This window comes from Variovorax sp. R-27 (genome assembly GCF_049913215.1).
In the GTDB taxonomy this organism is placed as follows: Bacteria; Pseudomonadota; Gammaproteobacteria; order Burkholderiales; family Burkholderiaceae_C; genus Variovorax.
Genome location: NZ_CP183984.1, coordinates 1,359,541 through 1,375,763 on the forward strand (window position 1 = coordinate 1,359,541; position 16,223 = coordinate 1,375,763).

Annotated in this window: 11 protein-coding genes; 1 reads left to right on the plus strand and 10 read right to left on the minus strand. The window is 67.8% G+C overall.

The genetic code is table 11. From position 1 onward, the window contains the following. The first annotated feature begins 13 nt into the window (after positions 1-13). On the plus strand, positions 14-1,300 hold the full coding sequence (locus ACN9MV_RS06035; protein ID WP_426391603.1) for a c-type cytochrome: 1,287 nt from the start codon (positions 14-16) through the stop codon (positions 1,298-1,300). A gap of 18 nt (positions 1,301-1,318) precedes the next feature. Here the strand turns inward: ACN9MV_RS06035 and ACN9MV_RS06040 are convergent, their stop codons facing one another. The 10 genes from ACN9MV_RS06040 to ACN9MV_RS06085 all read right to left on the minus strand — a co-directional run bounded on the left by ACN9MV_RS06040 (position 1,319) and on the right by ACN9MV_RS06085 (position 16,207). Further along, positions 1,319-3,328, minus strand: coding sequence for a lipoxygenase family protein (locus ACN9MV_RS06040; RefSeq protein WP_426391604.1), 2,010 nt, complete (start codon positions 3,326-3,328; stop codon positions 1,319-1,321). Positions 3,329-3,496: 168 nt separating this feature from the next. Next, positions 3,497-4,891: an 8-oxoguanine deaminase gene (locus ACN9MV_RS06045; RefSeq protein ID WP_426391605.1), complete on the minus strand. Its 1,395-nt coding sequence runs from the start codon at positions 4,889-4,891 to the stop codon at positions 3,497-3,499. A 20-nt stretch (positions 4,892-4,911) separates the two neighbouring features. Beyond that, the gene (locus ACN9MV_RS06050; RefSeq protein ID WP_426391606.1) at positions 4,912-7,170 is read right to left on the minus strand and encodes a phosphocholine-specific phospholipase C; all 2,259 of its coding nucleotides are present in this window, start codon (positions 7,168-7,170) and stop codon (positions 4,912-4,914) included. A 27-nt stretch (positions 7,171-7,197) separates the two neighbouring features. Then, complete coding sequence (locus tag ACN9MV_RS06055; RefSeq protein WP_179830479.1) at positions 7,198-7,371, minus strand: hypothetical protein; 174 nt, start codon at positions 7,369-7,371, stop codon at positions 7,198-7,200. 127 nt (positions 7,372-7,498) lie between these two features. Next, the gene (locus tag ACN9MV_RS06060; RefSeq protein WP_426391607.1) at positions 7,499-9,742 is read right to left on the minus strand and encodes a phosphocholine-specific phospholipase C; all 2,244 of its coding nucleotides are present in this window, start codon (positions 9,740-9,742) and stop codon (positions 7,499-7,501) included. A gap of 108 nt (positions 9,743-9,850) precedes the next feature. Continuing rightward, positions 9,851-12,136: a phosphocholine-specific phospholipase C gene (locus ACN9MV_RS06065; protein ID WP_426391608.1), complete on the minus strand. Its 2,286-nt coding sequence runs from the start codon at positions 12,134-12,136 to the stop codon at positions 9,851-9,853. 20 nt (positions 12,137-12,156) lie between these two features. After that, positions 12,157-12,333 (minus strand): hypothetical protein, encoded by a 177-nt coding sequence (locus ACN9MV_RS06070; RefSeq protein ID WP_177142251.1) that lies wholly within the window; start codon positions 12,331-12,333, stop codon positions 12,157-12,159. A 201-nt stretch (positions 12,334-12,534) separates the two neighbouring features. Beyond that, positions 12,535-13,434 (minus strand): 5'-nucleotidase, encoded by a 900-nt coding sequence (locus ACN9MV_RS06075; RefSeq protein ID WP_056509256.1) that lies wholly within the window; start codon positions 13,432-13,434, stop codon positions 12,535-12,537. A 124-nt stretch (positions 13,435-13,558) separates the two neighbouring features. Continuing rightward, positions 13,559-14,797, minus strand: coding sequence for a type II secretion system inner membrane protein GspF (gene gspF / locus ACN9MV_RS06080; protein ID WP_093048281.1), 1,239 nt, complete (start codon positions 14,795-14,797; stop codon positions 13,559-13,561). Between the two features lie 18 nt (positions 14,798-14,815). Beyond that, positions 14,816-16,207, minus strand: coding sequence for a GspE/PulE family protein (locus tag ACN9MV_RS06085; protein ID WP_093048284.1), 1,392 nt, complete (start codon positions 16,205-16,207; stop codon positions 14,816-14,818). Positions 16,208-16,223 lie beyond the last annotated feature (16 nt).

Below are 16,223 nucleotides of genomic sequence, written 5' to 3' on the forward strand. Positions count from 1 at the left end.
CGGAGCAGCGCCCATGAAACTCCGACACCTGGCCTGGACGCTGCTGGCGCTGATCGTGCTCGGCGCAGCCGCCGCCGGCGGCATCGTGGCCATGAACCTGCGCGGCGAAGACCCGCTGCCCGCGCAAGCCGAAGCCTTCGCCGCCACGCCGCAACTGGTCGAGCGCGGACGCTACCTCGCGCTGGCCGGCAACTGCGCGGGCTGCCACACCACGCGCGGCGGCCAGCCCTATGCGGGCGGCCTGCCGATCGAAACGCCCTTCGGCACCATCTATTCGAGCAACCTCACGCCCGACGACAAGGCCGGCATCGGCGGCTGGAGCAGCGCGCACTTCTGGCGCGCGATGCACAACGGCCGCAGCAAGGACGGGCGGCTGCTGTACCCGGCGTTTCCGTACCCCAACTTCACGCAGGTGACGCGCGAGGATTCGGACGCGATCTACGCCTATCTGCGCAGCGTGCCGCCCGCAGCCGAGCTCAACAAGGCGCACCGGCTGCGCTTCCCCTACGACACGCAGGCGGCACTGGCCGTGTGGCGCGTGCTGTCGTTCAAGCCCGAGCCCTTCGTGGCCAATGCCGGCAAGCCGGCCGAATGGAACCGGGGTGCCTACCTGGTCAACGGTTTGGGCCATTGCATCGCCTGCCACGGCAGTCGCAATTCGCTGGGTGCGACCGAAACCAAGCTGGGCCTTTCGGGCGGTCTCATCGCTGTCGAGAACTGGTACGCACCTTCGCTCAACGATCCGCATGAAGCCGGCGTGGCCGACTGGCCCGCGGCCGACGTGGTGGCGCTGCTCAAGAGCGGTGTCGCGCCGCGCGGTTCGGTCATGGGTCCGATGGCCGACGTGGTGTTCCGCAGCACGCAGTACCTGAGCGAAGCCGACCTGACGGCCATGGCGAGCTATCTGAAGGACCTGCCCGACGCACCGAAGCCCGAGGCCGATGCCGTTGTCGCGAAGGCCCCCATCCGCCGCGATGCCGGCACCATGACGCGCGGCGCGAAGATCTATGACCAGCGCTGTGCCTACTGCCACGGCGACCAGGGGCAGGGCGCGGCGGGCGCCTACCCGCCGCTCGCGGGCAACCGCGCCGTCAACATGGCGCGGCCCACCAACCTGATCCAGGTGATCGCACACGGCGGCTTCCTGCCCTCGACCCCCGGCAATCCGCGACCCTACGGCATGCCGCCGTTCGGCCAGACGCTGGATGCGGCCGAGGTCGCGGCCGTGCTCACCTACGTGCGCGGTTCGTGGGGCAACGACAGCGCGCCCGTCACGCAGCTGGACACCATGCGTCGCTGAGCGACGCCCGCGCTTTCTTCAGATGTTCGTGCTAGAAGGAATGCGGCTCGGCAGCAGGTGCTCGTAAGGCCGCGTGCGCGTGGTGTTGCGCTGGCGGATGGTGTTCTCGATGCCGACGAGCGCGTTGCGGAAGCGCTCCAGCGGCCCGCCTTGCCCGGCGATGGCAGGGTCGAGCAGCACTGGCAGATGCGGGAACATGTTGTCCTTGTACTCGCCCAATGGCCGGTAGTACACGCCGCCGAGGATGTGGAACAGCAGGATCTGCTCCTGCGCCGCCAGCCGCGAAGGCAGCATCTGCGACCAGCTTGCTTCGTTCTGACCCGCACTGCTTGTCGGCGCCGGCACGCCGCCCGCGCCAGCGCTGAAGGGCGCATAGGTCATCACCGAGTACTGCGGGAAGTTCACCGCCGCATGCTGCGCGCTGGCGTTGAAGATGATCGCGGTCAGCACGTCCGCGAGCTGCGCGCGCGTGGTGATCGGCCGGAAGCCGTGCACCTTGCCGCTGGTCGCGAGCTCGGTGGCCCAGGCCTTGAGCTCGTAGTCGCCGGTGACATCGGCGTCGCTCAGGTAGTAGGTGGCCACGTAGTCGCCGACCCATTGCGCGATGGCGTTCCAAACCAGCAGCGCGTCGTCGCGGTACGGGTAGTCGGGCAGCGCCGCCGTGTCGTCCACGCCGCGCGTGCGCAGGTCGTTGGGCAGCATCATGCGGTCGTAGAAGTCGTAGGCCAGCCGGTCACGGCCGCACTCGCGCTGCAGCGTCTCGATGGGCGCGGTGAGGATCACGTCGCCCGTGGTCAGCGGCGCCATGATGATCAGCGTCGCGAACTCGTTGATGAACATCGCGCCCTCCAGGTGCGGCGACAGCAGCCGGCTCAGCGGATGCGCGGTCGCGAACTGGCGCTGCGTGGCCATCGCGAAGGCCTCCGACATCAGGTGCGTGCGGCCCAGGTGCACGAACATCTCGTGGTAGTTGAAGTCCGCCACCTGCACCGCGGTCTTTGCCGATTGCCATGCCCAGTAGGCCTCGGCGTTGGCGGTGTCGTCCACGCGAAGGAAGATCGGGCTCAGCGTCGGGTCTTGCCCGCACTGGATCGCGACCGGCACCAGCGAGCGGCCGGTCTTCGGCCGCGCGAACAGTGCAATGGGCATGTGGATGAAGGCAGTGCCGGTGAGCGGCTTGACCTGCGGGCCTGCCGGCGCCATGTCGCCCAGGCCTTCGTAGTCGAGCAGGTAGAGCCGGCCGGAGGCGGCCGCATCGGCGAGGCTGTCGCCGGCGCCCATCACCTGCCGGTACTGCGCGTCGCTCAGCGGAAACTTCGCCGGCAGCGCCGTCGCTCTCTGGATCAGCATCGGGTTGGGCCCGGACACGCGCATGGCCGCGAACAGGTCGTTGTCGTGCAGCAGCTGCGAGATGGCCGGCTTCTCGATGGTGACGAACAGCGCGTCGTACTGCGCCACCGTCTTCGGCCCGTTCAGCGCACCCAGCGGGCCTTGCGACAGCAGGTCGTGGTGTATCTGCTTGAGCTGCGTGGCGATGTCGCCCGCCGTGCCGGTGAGCGTGCCCAGCAGGCTCAGCACCGTGGCCGGCAGCGTCGCCAGCCCGCCGTTGGCGGCCAGCAGCTGATCGAAGCTGGCCTGCAGGCCAGCCAGGCGCGTGCGCAGGTTGTCGAGCGACTGCAGGCTGCCCGAGGCCAGCGCGCTGGTGGCGAACGAGGCCGCGAAATTGGTGACGGCCTCCACGGCCTTCGCAATGGTCTTGAGCTGGTGTTCGAGCGCCGGCAGTTCGCCCGGGGGTACCACCGCGCCCATCGGCACGCCGGCCAGGTTGATGTGCGATTCGGTCCAGAGGTAAGTTGTCTGCCGTCCCACCAGTTCGAGCCGCCGCAGCGTGGCGCTGATCGGGTCGATCTTCTGCGGCAGCGTGGGCTTGAGCACCGGCAGGGCGGCCGATGCGGTGGATGGTTTGCCGGCCAGCAGGCCCAGGCCGCCCGCCGAGGCGGACCATTTGAGGATGTCTCTGCGCTTCATCGGGGAGTTCCCTGTTGTTGTGAATCTTGGGAAGGCCGATGGCGTGCTCGGCCACTGAATAGAACGGTCGTTCTATTCAGTGGGCGGATTCTGCGGAGGGGCTCTGGCGTTGGCAATAAGGGTTGGTGCCTAGGGCTCGAAGGCACTCAACCGGCGCTGCCGGGGAGCTCAGGCCGTGTGCGGGTGCCGCGCGCCGTCGTAGAGCGTGCGTGCAAGGTCGCGATGCCTTGCCAGCAGCGGAGCCAGCTCCAGCCCGGTAAAGCCGCCGTCGCGGATGCGGACCGCCCCGTTGATCACGCTCAGCGACACCGAACCCGGCGTGCAGAACACCAGCGCAGCCACCGGGTCGTGCCCCGCGCCCGCATGCGCCACGCCGCGCATGTCGAAGGCGACGATGTCCGCCGACATGCCGGGCGCGATCGCGCCGATGTCGTCGCGCCCCAGCACGCGCGCGCCGCCCAGCGTGGCGATTTCCAGCGCCTCGCGCGCCGTCATCGCCGCCGGGCCGTAGCCCACGCGCTGCAGCAGCATGGCCTGCCGTGCTTCGCCCAGCATGTGCGCGCCGTCGTTCGACGCGCTGCCGTCCACGCCCAGCCCCACGGGCACGCCCGCGCGGCGCATTGCGCCGATGGGCGCGATGCCCGAGGCCAGCCGCATGTTGGAGCAGGGGCAGTGCGCCACGCCGGTGCCGGTGCGGCCGAACAGCGCGATGCCGGCCTCGTCGAGCTTCACGCAGTGCGCGTGCCACACGTCGCGGCCGACCCAGCCCAGGTCTTCGGCGTACTCGGCCGGCGTCATGCCGAACTTCTCGCGCGAATAGGCCACGTCGTTGTCGTTCTCGGCCAGGTGCGTGTGCAGCGACACGCCGCGCTCACGCGCCAGCTCGGCCGAAAGCCGCATCAGGTCGCGCGACACCGAGAACGGCGAACACGGCGCGAGCACGATGCGGCGCATCGAATGGCGCGACGCGTCGTGCCAGCGGCCGATGAGCCGTTCGCTATCGCGCAGGATGGCTTCTTCGGTCTCTACCACCTCATCGGGCGGCAGGCCGCCTGCGCTGCGGCCCACGCTCATGCTGCCGCGCGCCGCGTGGAAGCGCATGCCCATGGCATCGGCCGCCTCGATCGAATCGTCGAGTTTCGAGCCGTTGGGAAACAGGTAGAGATGGTCGCTGGTGGTGGTGCAGCCGGAGAGCATCAGCTCGGCCATCGCGGTCTGCGTCGACACGCGGATCATCTCGGGCGTGATGCGCGCCCACAGCAGGTACAGGTTGGTGAGCCAGCCGAACAGTTCGGCGTCTTGCGCCTCGGGCACGGCGCGCGTGAGGCTCTGGTACATGTGGTGGTGCGTGTTGACCAGGCCCGGCATCACCACATGGCCGTGCATGTCGATGGCCTCGGCCTGGCCGTTGCGCAGAGCGTCGTGATACGCGATGGGAAGGTCGGCCGTGGGGCCTGCCCAGGCCACCGCGGGCCCGTCGCACACCACGGCGCCGTCGGCGATCTCGCGCCGGGCGGCGTCCATGGTGAGCAGAACGTCGGCATGTCGAAGAATCATCAGCATGCCGGCATTCTTGCCGGGGCTCAGAGGTCGGGCAAGCCCATGGCCGGATCGCTCACCGTGTGCTTGCCGGTTTCGACGCGGCCGGCGAAGCGGCGGTAGTAGGCCGGGTCGGCATCGCAGGTGACGGCGAAGTCGTACCACTGGCCGCTGGCTGCGAGATCCCAGTGCTGGTCTACGTTGGCGCCGCCGTTCACCGTCGCGGTCCACGGCCCGTCTGTACGGTAGGCCTTGGCGACGATGGTGAACTTGCACGCGGCCTTGCCGTCGTTGCGCATGTTCAGGTAGACGTTGCCGTTGGCGATGTCGTAGCACACGCGCACCTCGGGCTGTGCCGCATCGCCTGCGCGCAGCGTGTTGAGGTTGCCCTTGAAGTGACGGTGAAAGCCGTTGGGACCGAGCACCCACAGGTCGTAGAGGCCGGCGTCGTCGGCCATTGCGGCCCAGGTGTCGTCGAGCTTCTTGCCCGCTTCGACCATGTAGCGGCGCGGCAGGCGGTCGAGGTGGCGCTTGTCGTAGACGTGGAACACGGCAGCCGCCTTGCCGGTGTTGAGGAACAGCAACTGCAGCTTGCCGTTGACCACGTCGGCCTTGGCGCTGGTGTGCAGTTCGTAGGGCAGGGCGCGCGAGGGGCGCGTGCCGGTGGGCTGCTTCGGCAACTGCGGATCGAGCGGCAGCGGCACCTGCGTCAGCGCTTCCTGGTCGAGGCGCAGCTTGTCGGCCTCGGTCCTGTTCTTGCGGCCGGTGAGCGTGGGCAGGGCCTCGCTGTTGGGCGTCGCGAAGTTGAAGGCGCTCGTGAGGTCGCCGCACACGGCGCGGCGGTAGGGCGAGATGTTCGGCTCCTTCACGCCGAAGCGCGCTTCGATGAAGCGCAGCACCGAGGTGTGGTCGAACACCTGTGAGTTGACCCAGCCGCCGCGGCTCCATGGCGAGAGAACGTACAGCGGCACGCGCGGGCCGGGGCCGAACACGCGGCCGTCGGGTGCAGGCTGCGAACTGCTGCCTTCCGGTGGCTGCTGCGTGAAGTACTCGTGCACAAGGTCGGCATCGGCGAGCGTCGTCTTGCCCGCGGCGGCGCTCCTGGAGTCGATGGGGTTGATCAGCGATGGCGCGGACGGCGACGGCACATGGTCGAAGTAGCCGTCGTTCTCGTCGAAGTTGACCAGCACCACGGTCTTGCTCCAGACCTCTGGCACGGCTGTCAGCGCGTCCAGTATTTCCTGCAGGAACCAGGCGCCTTGCACCGGGCTGGATGGGCCGGGGTGTTCGCAATAGATGGAGGGGGCGTTGATCCAGCTCACCTGCGGCAGGCGGCCGGCCTTGATGTCGCTGCGGAACGCATCCAGGTACTCCTCCGGCTTGTTGCCCGGCAAGGTGTTAGCGATGCCCTTGTAGAGCGGGTTGCCAGGGTTGTCGCTGGCGGGGTCGTAGGCGTGATAGGGCGTTGCCTGGCCGCTGTTGGAATAGGGCGAGTTGGGGGCGCCGCCGCTGGAGACCGGGAAAGGGGATGCCCGGTTGGCGCGCCTGAACTGGCGGAAGGCGCCGAGCATGTTGTCGCCCCATTCGTCGGGCATGTTCTGGTAGCAGATCCAGCTCACGCCTGCGTCTTCGAGCCGCTCGGCGTAGGTCTTCCACGTGTAGCCGGTGTTCACGGCAGAAGCGCGTCCGTCGAGCCAGTCCCACTCGTTGTTGACGAAGGCAACGTTCTGCGCGGTCGAGCCGTTGGTGCCCGTCAGGTGGAAGGAGCGGTTGGCGTCCGTTCCGGTGTGCATGGCGCAGTGGTAGCTGTCGCAGAGCGTGAAGGCGTTGGCCAGCGAGAACTGGAACGGCACTTCCGCTTCCTTGAAGTAGCCCATGGCTGCGCTGGTCTTGTAGCGCGGCCATTGGGAGAGGCGGCCGCCGTCCCATGCTTCCTGGCTGTCGAGCCACTCGTGGGGCGTGCCGCTCACGCGCTGGGCGTTGCCCTTGGTCTGGTCGAGGTGGTAGGGCAGCACGAGCTTGCCATCGGCATCGCTCTGCTGCCACACGTTGCGCCCACCCGGCAGTGGAACGGTGAAGCGGTCACCGAAGCCGCGCACGCCCGGCAGCGTGCCGAAGTAGTGGTCGAAGGAGCGGTTTTCCTGCATCAGCACGACGATGTGCTCGACGTCCTGGATGGTGCCGGTCTTGTTGTTGGCCGGAATGGCGAGTGCGCGGCGGATGCTGGGTGGGAAGGCGCTGAGCGAGAGGGCGGCAAGGCCGGTGGTGGCCGTGCCGGTGAGGAATTTGCGGCGTGAATTCATGGCAGCTTGTTGTGGTTCTTCGGGCGATCAGGGAGCGCAGCGCTTTTCGGGCTTGACGCCCGTATCCGGTGGGGGTGTCGTGGTGTCCGGTGTGGGCAGGCCGGCGAAGCCGCCACCGTCGCTGCCGCCGCATGCGGAGAACGTGCAGGCAATGAAGAGCAGCGCGCACGCGAGATGCGTGCGCGAAGTGATGAATCGCATGGGGAGATCCTCTCGATGTTGTGCGCCGAGGCTAGGAAGCCCGGGTGACATCGAGATGAACCCTTCGATGCCGAGGTGTAAGCGCGCATTGCGCGCTCCACGCCTCGTCATCGATGCATGGCGAGGCTCAGAGGTCGGCCATGCCCATCGCGGGGTCGCTTACCGTGTGCTTGCCGGTTTCCACGCGGCCGGCAAAGCGGCGGTAGTAGGCCGGGTCGGCGTCGCAGGTGACTGCGAAGTCGTACCACTGGCCGCTGTTCGCAAGCTCCCAGTGCTGGTCTACGTTGGCGCCGCCGTTCACGCTCGCAGTCCACGGGCCGTCTGTGCGGTAGGCCTTGGCGGTGATGGTGAACTTGCAAGTCGCCTTGCCGTCGTTGCGCATGTTCAGGTAGACATTGCCGTTGGTGATGTCGTAGCACACGCGTACTTCGGGCGCAGCGTTGCTCGTGCCCGACGCATTCACATTGCCCTTGAACTGTCGATGGAAGCCGTTGGGACCGAGCACCCACAGGTCATAGAGGCCGTTGTCTCCGGCGGCGGGCGTCCAGGTGTCGTCGAGCGTCTTGCCCGCCTCGACCATGTAGCGGCGCGGCAGGCGATCGAGATGCTTCTTGTCGTACACGTGGAAGACTGCCGCGGCCTTGCCGGTGTTGGCGAACAGCAGCTGCAGCTTGCCGCCGGTCGCGTCGACCTTGGCACTTGTGTGCAGTTCGTAGGGCAAGGCGCGCGAGGGCCGCATGCCCGTGGCCTGCTGCGGCAATTGCGCGTTGGCCGGCGGCACCACCTGCGGCAGCACGTCCTGGTCGGCGCGGACCTTGTCGGCCTCGGCCTTGGTGCGGCTGCCCGCGAGCACCGGCAGCACCTCGGTGTTGGGCGTCGCGAAGTTGAAGGCGCTCGTGAGGTCGCCGCACACCGCGCGGCGGAACGGGCTGATGTTGTCCTCCTTCACGCCGAAGCGCGCCTCGACGAAGCGCAGCACCGAGGTGTGGTCGAACACCTGCGAGTTGACCCAGCCGCCGCGGCTCCATGGCGAGATGACGTACATCGGCACGCGCATGCCGGGGCCGTACACGTTGCCGTCGGGCGTGGGCTGGGCGGTGGGAATGCCGGGCGGCGCGGGGTGCGTGAAGTACTCGTAGCTCATGTCCTGCGCAGGCAGCGTGCTCTTGCCCGCGAGCGTCGATGTATCGGGGTTGGGCGAAGGCGCGGAGGGCGAGGGCACGTGGTCGAAGTAGCCGTCGTTCTCGTCGAAGTTCACGAAGAGCACCGTCTTGCTCCACACCTCGGGCACGGCGGTGAGCGCGTCCAGCACCTGCTGGATGTACCAGGCGCCCTGCACCGGGCTCGAAGGTCCGGGGTGCTCGGAATACACGTCGGGCGGAATCACCCACGACACCTGCGGCAGCCGGCCGTTCTTCACGTCGGCGCGGAACGCATCCATGATCGCGCCCGCGTCGAAGGCGGCCTGATCGGCCACCGGCAGCGTGTTGGCCGTACCCTTGTAGAGCGGGTTGCCCACGTCGTCGCCGGGCGCGTAGGCCGGCGACGCGCCTTGCGGCAGCGAGGTGCTCACCGGCTTGCCCGAGGCTTCGTTCGCCTTGCGGTAGGGCTTGAAGCCCAGCAGCGGGTTGCAGCCGTAGTTGTTGGGAATGTTCTGGTAGACCATCCAGCTGACGTTGGCCTCCTGCAACCGCTCGGCGTAGGTCTTCCATTCGTAGCCTTCGGTCGACGGGCCGGTCGAGCTCCAGGCATTGACGTTGTTCACGTAGGCCACGTTGGCGCCGGTGGGGCCGTTGGTGCCGGTCCAGTGGAAGGAGCGGTTGGCGTGCGTGCCGGTGTGCATCGCGCAGTGGTAGTCGTCGCAGATCGTGAAGGCATTGGCCAGCGCGAACTGGAACGGCAGCTCGGCTTCCTTCAGGTAGCCCATGGACTGCATGAATGGCGTCTTGCCGGCCTTCTTGTAGCGCGGCCACTGGTACATGCGCCCGCCATCCCAGGCGTTGTGCGCATCGACCCAGGTGTGCGGCGTGCTCGACACGCGCTGGGCGCTGCCCTTCGTGCTGTCGAGGTAATAGGGCAGCACCACGTTGCCGGCGTCGTCGAGCTGCTGCCAGACCTTGCGGTCAGCAGGAAGCGGAATGGTGAAGCGGTCGCCGAAGCCGCGCACGCCCATGAGCGTGCCGAAGTAGTGGTCGAAGGCGCGGTTCTCCTGCATCAGGATGACGATGTGCTCGACGTCCTTGATGGTGCCAGTGGCGTTGTTGGCCGGTATGGCCAGCGCGCGGCGAATGCTGGGTGGGAACGCGCTGAGCGCGAGGGCGGCGGCGCCCGTGGTGGCGGTGCTGGTGAGAAATTTGCGGCGTGATGTCATGGGTGTGTTGTTGTGGTTCTTCATGGACGGGGTCAGGGGCACAGGCCGTGATGATGAGCGCAGGCACGAGGTGCTTGCGCTCATCCTCTCATCGGAATGTATCGGCGCTCAGAGGTCGGCCATGCCCATGGCCGGGTCGCTCACCGTGTGCTTGCCCGTTTCGACACGGCCTGCGAAGCGGCGGTAGTAGGCCGGATCTGCATCGCACGTGACTGCGAAGTCGTACCACTGGCCGCTGCTCGCAAGCTCCCAGTGCTGGTCGACGCTGGCGCCGCCGTTCACCGTCGCGGTCCATGGCCCATCGTTGCGATAGGCCTTGGCGTTGATGGTGAACCGGCACGCCGTCTTGCCGTCGTTGCGCATGCTCAGGTAGACATTGCCGTTGGCGATGTCGTAGCACACGCGCACCTCGGGCGTCGCATTGCTGGTGCGCAGTGCGTTGAGGTTGCCCTTGAAGTGGCGATGGAAGCCGTTGGGCCCGAGCACCCACAGGTCGTAGGCGCCGCCGTCATCGGTCATCGCGGCCCAGGTGTCGTCGAGCATCTTGCCGGCCTCGACCATGTAGCGGCGCGGCAGGCGATCGAGATGCAGCTTGTCGTACACATGGAACACGGCCGCGGCCTTGCCGGTGTTGGAGAACAGCAGCTGCAGCTTGCCGTTGACCACGTCGGCCTTGGCGCTGGTGTGCAGTTCGTACGGCAGGGCGCGCGAGGGGCGGGTGCCGGTGGGCTGGCGCGGCAGCGCGGGCGTGGAGGGCAGCGGCACCTGCGCCAGTGCTTCCTGGTCGAGGCGCAACTGATCTGCTTCGGCCTGGGTCTTGCGTCCCGCGAGCGTGGGCAGCACTTCGCTGTTGGGCGTTGCGAAGTTGAAGGCGCTGGTCAGGTCGCCGGCAATCGCGCGGCGGAACGGCGAGATGTTCATTTCCTTCACGCCGAATCGCGCTTCAAGAAAACGCAGCACCGAGGTGTGGTCGAACACCTGCGAGTTGACCCAGCCGCCGCGGCTCCATGGCGAGATGACGTACATCGGCACGCGCGGGCCGGGGCCGTAGACGCGGCCGTCCGGCTGGGGCACGCCGCTGGGCGTGCCGGTCACCAGCGGGTGGTTGTAGCGCTCGAACGCGACATCGGCGTCGCCGAGCGTGGTCTTGCCCGCCGCGCTCTTGTCGGGGTTGATCGACGGCGCGGAAGGCGACGGCATGTGGTCGAAGTAGCCATCGTTCTCGTCGAAGTTGACGATGAACACCGTCTTGCTCCACACGTCGGGCGATGCGGTGAGCGCATCAAGCACCTGCTGGATGTACCAGGCGCCCTGCACGGGGCTCGAAGGCCCGGGGTGCTCGGAGTAATCGGCGGGAGCGACGATCCACGACACCTGCGCGAGCTTGCCGCTGGCCACGTCCTGCTTGAACGCGCCGAGCAGGCCGCCGTCGGGCATGGTGTTGGCGATGCCCTTGTAGAGCGGGTTGCCCGCGTCGTCGCTGGCGGGGTCGTAGGCCGGCAGCGTCGTGCCCACGGGCGGGCTGGCGTCGCCGTCGTAGCGCTCGTTGTTCTTGCCTGAAGCCTTGTTGGCCACCCGGTATTGCTGGAAGCCGGCCAGCGGGTTGTCGGTGAAGTTGTCGGGCAGGTTCTGGTAGACGATCCAGCTGACCTTGGCGTCCTGCAGGCGCTCCGGGTAGGTCTTCCAGTTGCAGCCGAAGGTGGTCGAATCGACGCCGGGGTTGTCGGTGGGGTCCCATGGAAACCGCAGGTTCTCCCAGGTGTTGTCCACCGAGGCGACGCCCGCCACGCCGGCACTGGTCTGGCCCGAGGGGCCGTTGGTGCCGCTCCAGTGGAACAGGCGGTTGGAGTTGGTGCCGGTGTGCATGCCGCAGTGGTAGCTGTCGCACACGGTGAAGGCGTTGGCCAGTGCGTACTGGAACTGCAGTTCAGCCTCTTGCAGATAGCCCATCGATTGCGTGAAGGGCGCCGTGCCGGTGGCCTTGTACTTCGGCCATTGGTTGAGGCGGCCGCCGTCCCAGGCGTTCTGCGCGTCGAGCCAGCTGTGCGGCGTGCCGCTGACGCGTTGCGCGTTGCCCAGGGTCTGGTCGAGGTGATACGGCAGCACCACCTTGCCGTCGGCGTCGCTCTGCTCCCACACGCGGCGTCCGCCGATCAGCGGAATGGCGAAGCGGTCGCCGAAGCCGCGCACGCCCATGAGCATGCCGAAGTAGTGGTCGAACGAGCGGTTCTCCTGCATCAGGATCACGACGTGCTCGACGTCCTGGATGGTGCCGGTCTTGTTGTTGGCCGGAATGGCGAGCGCGCGGCGGATGCTCGGCGGAAAGGCAGAGAGCGCGAGGGCGGCAGCGCCAGTCGTGGCTGTGCCCGTGAGGAATTTGCGGCGGGAGGTCATTGAGTGGTTCCTGGCGGCGCTCAGGGCGCGCAGCGCATCTCGGGCTTCGGAGTGTTGTCGGGCGGGGTGGGTGTGGTCGGCGTCGTCGGCGTGCCGCCGAAGAAGCCGCCGCCACCGCTGCCACCACCGCACGCAGAGAGCACGCAGGCCAGGAACAGCACGGGCGCAAGCCGCGTGCGGAGAAAAAGAAGTCGCATGGATCGGTCCTTTGTTATGTGGTTCTGGAAGGCGCGTGAGGGGCGCACCTGGGCCACGAGACTAGGGATAACCCGTTACCGACTGGTTAACTTGGGATGACGCAGAGAAGTCAGGCGCGTGACAACGCACTGCCCAAGGCAGCGTCAGGATCGGCGAAATGACGGCGTAGCGCGGCCTGGCGCCGCGTTCAAGCGCAGCGCTCAGGGCTCGTTGCTGATACCGCTCGATACATGCCCGGCGGGCACGTGGCGCGAGGCCGCATCGACATGACCGGTCTGGTCGTCGAAGAAGAAGTCAGGTTCGAACTCGCGCAGGAACTCGCCCTTGGGCAGGCCGCCGAGGAACATGGCCTCGTCGACGCGGATGTTCCACTTCATGAGCGTGCGGATCGCGCGCTCGTGCGCCGGCGCGCTGCGCGCCGTGACGAGCGCGGTGCGGATGCGCATCTGCGCATTGCCGGCCATCTGCAGCCGATGCAGCGCCATCAGCAGCGGCTTGAACGGCCCTTCGGGCAAGGGCAGGTCGGCCTTGCTGAGCTCGTGGGCCTGGAAGGCGTCGAGCCCTTCGGCCTGGAACACGCGCTCGGCCTCGTCCGAGAACAGCACCGCATCGCCGTCGAAGGCAATGCGCACTTCGTTCGGCCAGGCGTCGCTGGCCTTTACCGATTCGACCAGCACGCGCGCGGCCGGAAAGCCCGCGATGAGCGCCTCGCGCACGTCCTGCGCGTTGACCGACAGGAACAGGTGCGCGCGCAGCGGGCGCAGGTAGCCGAACGGCGGGCGGCCCTGCGTGAACACGCCGCGCTGCAGCTTGATGTCGGCGGCCGCGCTCGACTTGAAGATGCGCATGCCCGAGACCGGGTCGTTGCGCGAAAGAATCACGACCTCGACGCGCTGCACGCCGTCTTCGTTGAAGCGCAGCAGCTTGCGGATCAGCGAGTACGCGATGCCCGGCGCGGCCGGCACGTCGATGCGGTCGAGCTGCAGCTTCATGTAGCCCTCGTTGTCCCCGGCCTCGAAGATCTTGTTTTCTTCTTCGAGGTTGAACAGGGCACGCGAGGAGATCGCGACCACGAGCTTGTCTTCGAGAGTCACAGGCATGGCGTTTCCCCATGGACCTGACTTATTCCAGCAGGTGCGCCGCGCACGGCCGCCCGAAGCGGCCGCACCGCCCCCGGCAAGGGGGTTGGAGGCCACACGAAGTGGGCAAGCCTGGGGGTGTGCTTCATTTCACGAACTGGTTCAGCTGGATGATAGGCAGCATCACGGCCAGAACAATCAGCATCACCACCCCGCCCATCGCCACGATGAGCAGCGGCTCCAGGATGGTTGCCAGATGCATCGCGCGGCGCTGCACTTCGGCACTGAGCTGGTTGGCCGCGCGTTGGAGCATCAGCGGCAGGGTGCCGGTCTGCTCGCCGAGGCGCGCGAACATCGACACCAGGCCCGGAAAGCGCTTCTTCTGCGCCAGCGCCGAGGCCAGCGGCGCGCCTTCGCGCACCAGCACCAGTGCGTCGAGCGCGTCGGCGCGCATGGCGCGGTTGCTCAGCGTTTCGGAAGCCGCCTGCAGCGCACGCAGGATCGGCACGCCTGCCGTGGCCAGCATGGCGAGCGTGCTCGCGAAGCGCGCTGCGTTGTAGCCGCGCGCGAGCTTTCCGACCAGCGGCAGCTTGAGCCAGACGGCATCGAACTTCAGGCGGAAGGCCTCCTGGGCCAGCGCCAGCCGCGCGCCGATGGCCGCGAGCACGACGGCGCACAGCATCCACCAGCCATAGTTGCGCACGCCCGCGCTCAGCGAAAGCATCACGGTGGTGAGAAAGGGCAGCGAGCGCTTGGTGCCCGCAAAAACCTGCGCCACCTGCGGCACCACGTAGCTCACGAGGAAGATCACGATCACGATCGCCACCAGCGTGACGATGGCCGGGTACAGCGCCGCGCCGATCAGCTTCTGCTGCAGCGCCTGGCGTTCTTCGAGGTCGTCGGCAAGGCGGTCGAGCACGAGGCCGAGATTGCCGCTCTGTTCGCCGGCGCCGATCACGGCCGTGTAGATGGGCGAGAACTCGCGCGGATGTGCCGACAGCGCACGCGCGAACGGCGAGCCCGCGTTGACTTCGGCGCGCAGCGACGCGACAAGGTTGCGCTGCTGCTCTGACTCGGCTTCGTCGGTGAGTGCCGTGAGCGCGCGTTCCAGCGGCAGGCCCGACGAGACGAGGCCCGCGAGCTGCCGCGTCCACACCGCGAGGCCGGTGGAATTGAAGACGCGCTTGCCGCCGCCGAGCCAGCGGCTGAGGGTGCTGCGCTGGCCGGTGCCGTTCACGTGGTCGCTTCCGACCGGCTTGACCGACAGCGGAATGAGCGCCTGCGCCCGCAGCAGGCTGCGCGCGCTGCGTGCGGTGTCGGCCTCGAGCACGCCTTCGCGGCTCTGGCCGCTGGCGTCGATGGCTTCGAAGGAATAGGCGGGCATGGGGAGCGCCGGGGCGGCTTAGTCTCGCGTGACGCGCAGCAGTTCGGCGCGCGAAGTGACGCCAGCCTGCACCAGCCGTTCGCCGTCTTCGCGCATCAGGCGCAGGCCGCCGCGCGCGCCGGCCTTGAGCAGTTCGCTCTCGGCCGCCTTGCTGTGGATCAGGCCCTGCACGGTTTCGTCCGCCACCAGCAGCTCGAAGATGCCGGTGCGGCCCTGATAGCCGGTCTGGCCGCACACTTCGCAGCCCGCGCCGGCGCACACCGTGCACACCTTGCGCACGAGGCGCTGCGCGAGCACGCCGAGCAGAGACGAGCTCAGAAGAAAAGGCTCCACGCCCATGTCGGTCAGGCGCGTGACGGCGCTGACCGAGTCGTTGGTGTGCAGCGTGGCCAGCACCAGGTGACCGGTCAGCGAGGCCTGGATGGCGATCTGCGCGGTCTCGAAGTCGCGGATTTCACCGATCATGATGACGTCAGGGTCCTGCCGCAGGATCGCGCGCAGGGCCTTGGCGAAGGTGAGTTCGATCTTGGCGTTGATCTGCGTCTGGCCCACGCCCGGCAACTCGTACTCGATGGGGTCTTCCACCGTCATGATGTTGCTGCGGCTCGCGTCGAGCCGGGCCAGCGCGGCGTACAGCGTGGTGGTCTTGCCCGAGCCCGTGGGGCCGGTCACGAGGATGATGCCGTGCGGCTGCGAGATGAGCTTTTCGAAGCGCTCCAGCGTGTCGCCCTGCATGCCCACCGATTCGAGCGTGAGCTTCGATTCGCTCTTGTCCAGGAGACGCAGCACTGCGCGTTCGCCATGCGCACTCGGCAGCGTCGACACCCGCACGTCGACCGCGCGCGTGCCGATGCGCAAGGAGATGCGTCCGTCCTGCGGCAGCCGCTTTTCGGAGATGTCGAGGTCGGCCATGATCTTCAGGCGCGAGATCAGCGCGGCGTGCAGCGCGCGATTGGGCTGCACCACCTCGCGCAGCGTGCCGTCGATGCGAAAACGCACGGACGAGGTGCGCTCGTAGGGCTCGATGTGGATGTCGCTCGCACCGTCGCGCGCGGCCTGCGTGAGCAGCGCGTTCAGCATGCGGATGATGGGCGCGTCGCCAGCGCTTGCCAGCAAGTCTTCGACCGCGGGCAGCTCCTGCATCATGCGCGAGAGGTCGGCGTCGTTCTGCACCTCGCTCACCACCGCGGCGGCGCTCGACTCGCCCTGCGCATAGGCCGCGCTGATGCGCTGCGCCAGCGCGCCGTCGGCCAGCACCTCGAAGGCCTGCACGCCGTACTTGCGCGACACCTCGCCGACCGCGCTGCGCGCCGGGTGGCTCGACATCCACAGCGTGTAGCGGCCGTCGTCGGTCTCCTCGAGCAAAAGCTGCTGGCTGCGTGCGAAGGCGTAGGGCAGGGGGTAGCGCATGGACATCAAGGCAGTA

Coding starts and splice junctions, on each gene's coding strand:
- ACN9MV_RS06035 (WP_426391603.1), top strand. CDS start 14: ATGAAACTCCGACACCTGGCCTGGACGCTGCTGGCGCTGATCGTGCTC.
- ACN9MV_RS06085 (WP_093048284.1), bottom strand. CDS start 16,207: ATGCGCTACCCCCTGCCCTACGCCTTCGCACGCAGCCAGCAGCTTTTG.
- ACN9MV_RS06050 (WP_426391606.1), bottom strand. CDS start 7,170: ATGAATTCACGCCGCAAATTCCTCACCGGCACGGCCACCACCGGCCTT.
- ACN9MV_RS06065 (WP_426391608.1), bottom strand. CDS start 12,136: ATGACCTCCCGCCGCAAATTCCTCACGGGCACAGCCACGACTGGCGCT.
- gspF (WP_093048281.1), bottom strand. CDS start 14,797: ATGCCCGCCTATTCCTTCGAAGCCATCGACGCCAGCGGCCAGAGCCGC.
- ACN9MV_RS06040 (WP_426391604.1), bottom strand. CDS start 3,328: ATGAAGCGCAGAGACATCCTCAAATGGTCCGCCTCGGCGGGCGGCCTG.
- ACN9MV_RS06055 (WP_179830479.1), bottom strand. CDS start 7,371: ATGCGATTCATCACTTCGCGCACGCATCTCGCGTGCGCGCTGCTCTTC.
- ACN9MV_RS06070 (WP_177142251.1), bottom strand. CDS start 12,333: ATGCGACTTCTTTTTCTCCGCACGCGGCTTGCGCCCGTGCTGTTCCTG.
- ACN9MV_RS06045 (WP_426391605.1), bottom strand. CDS start 4,891: ATGCTGATGATTCTTCGACATGCCGACGTTCTGCTCACCATGGACGCC.
- ACN9MV_RS06075 (WP_056509256.1), bottom strand. CDS start 13,434: ATGCCTGTGACTCTCGAAGACAAGCTCGTGGTCGCGATCTCCTCGCGT.
- ACN9MV_RS06060 (WP_426391607.1), bottom strand. CDS start 9,742: ATGACATCACGCCGCAAATTTCTCACCAGCACCGCCACCACGGGCGCC.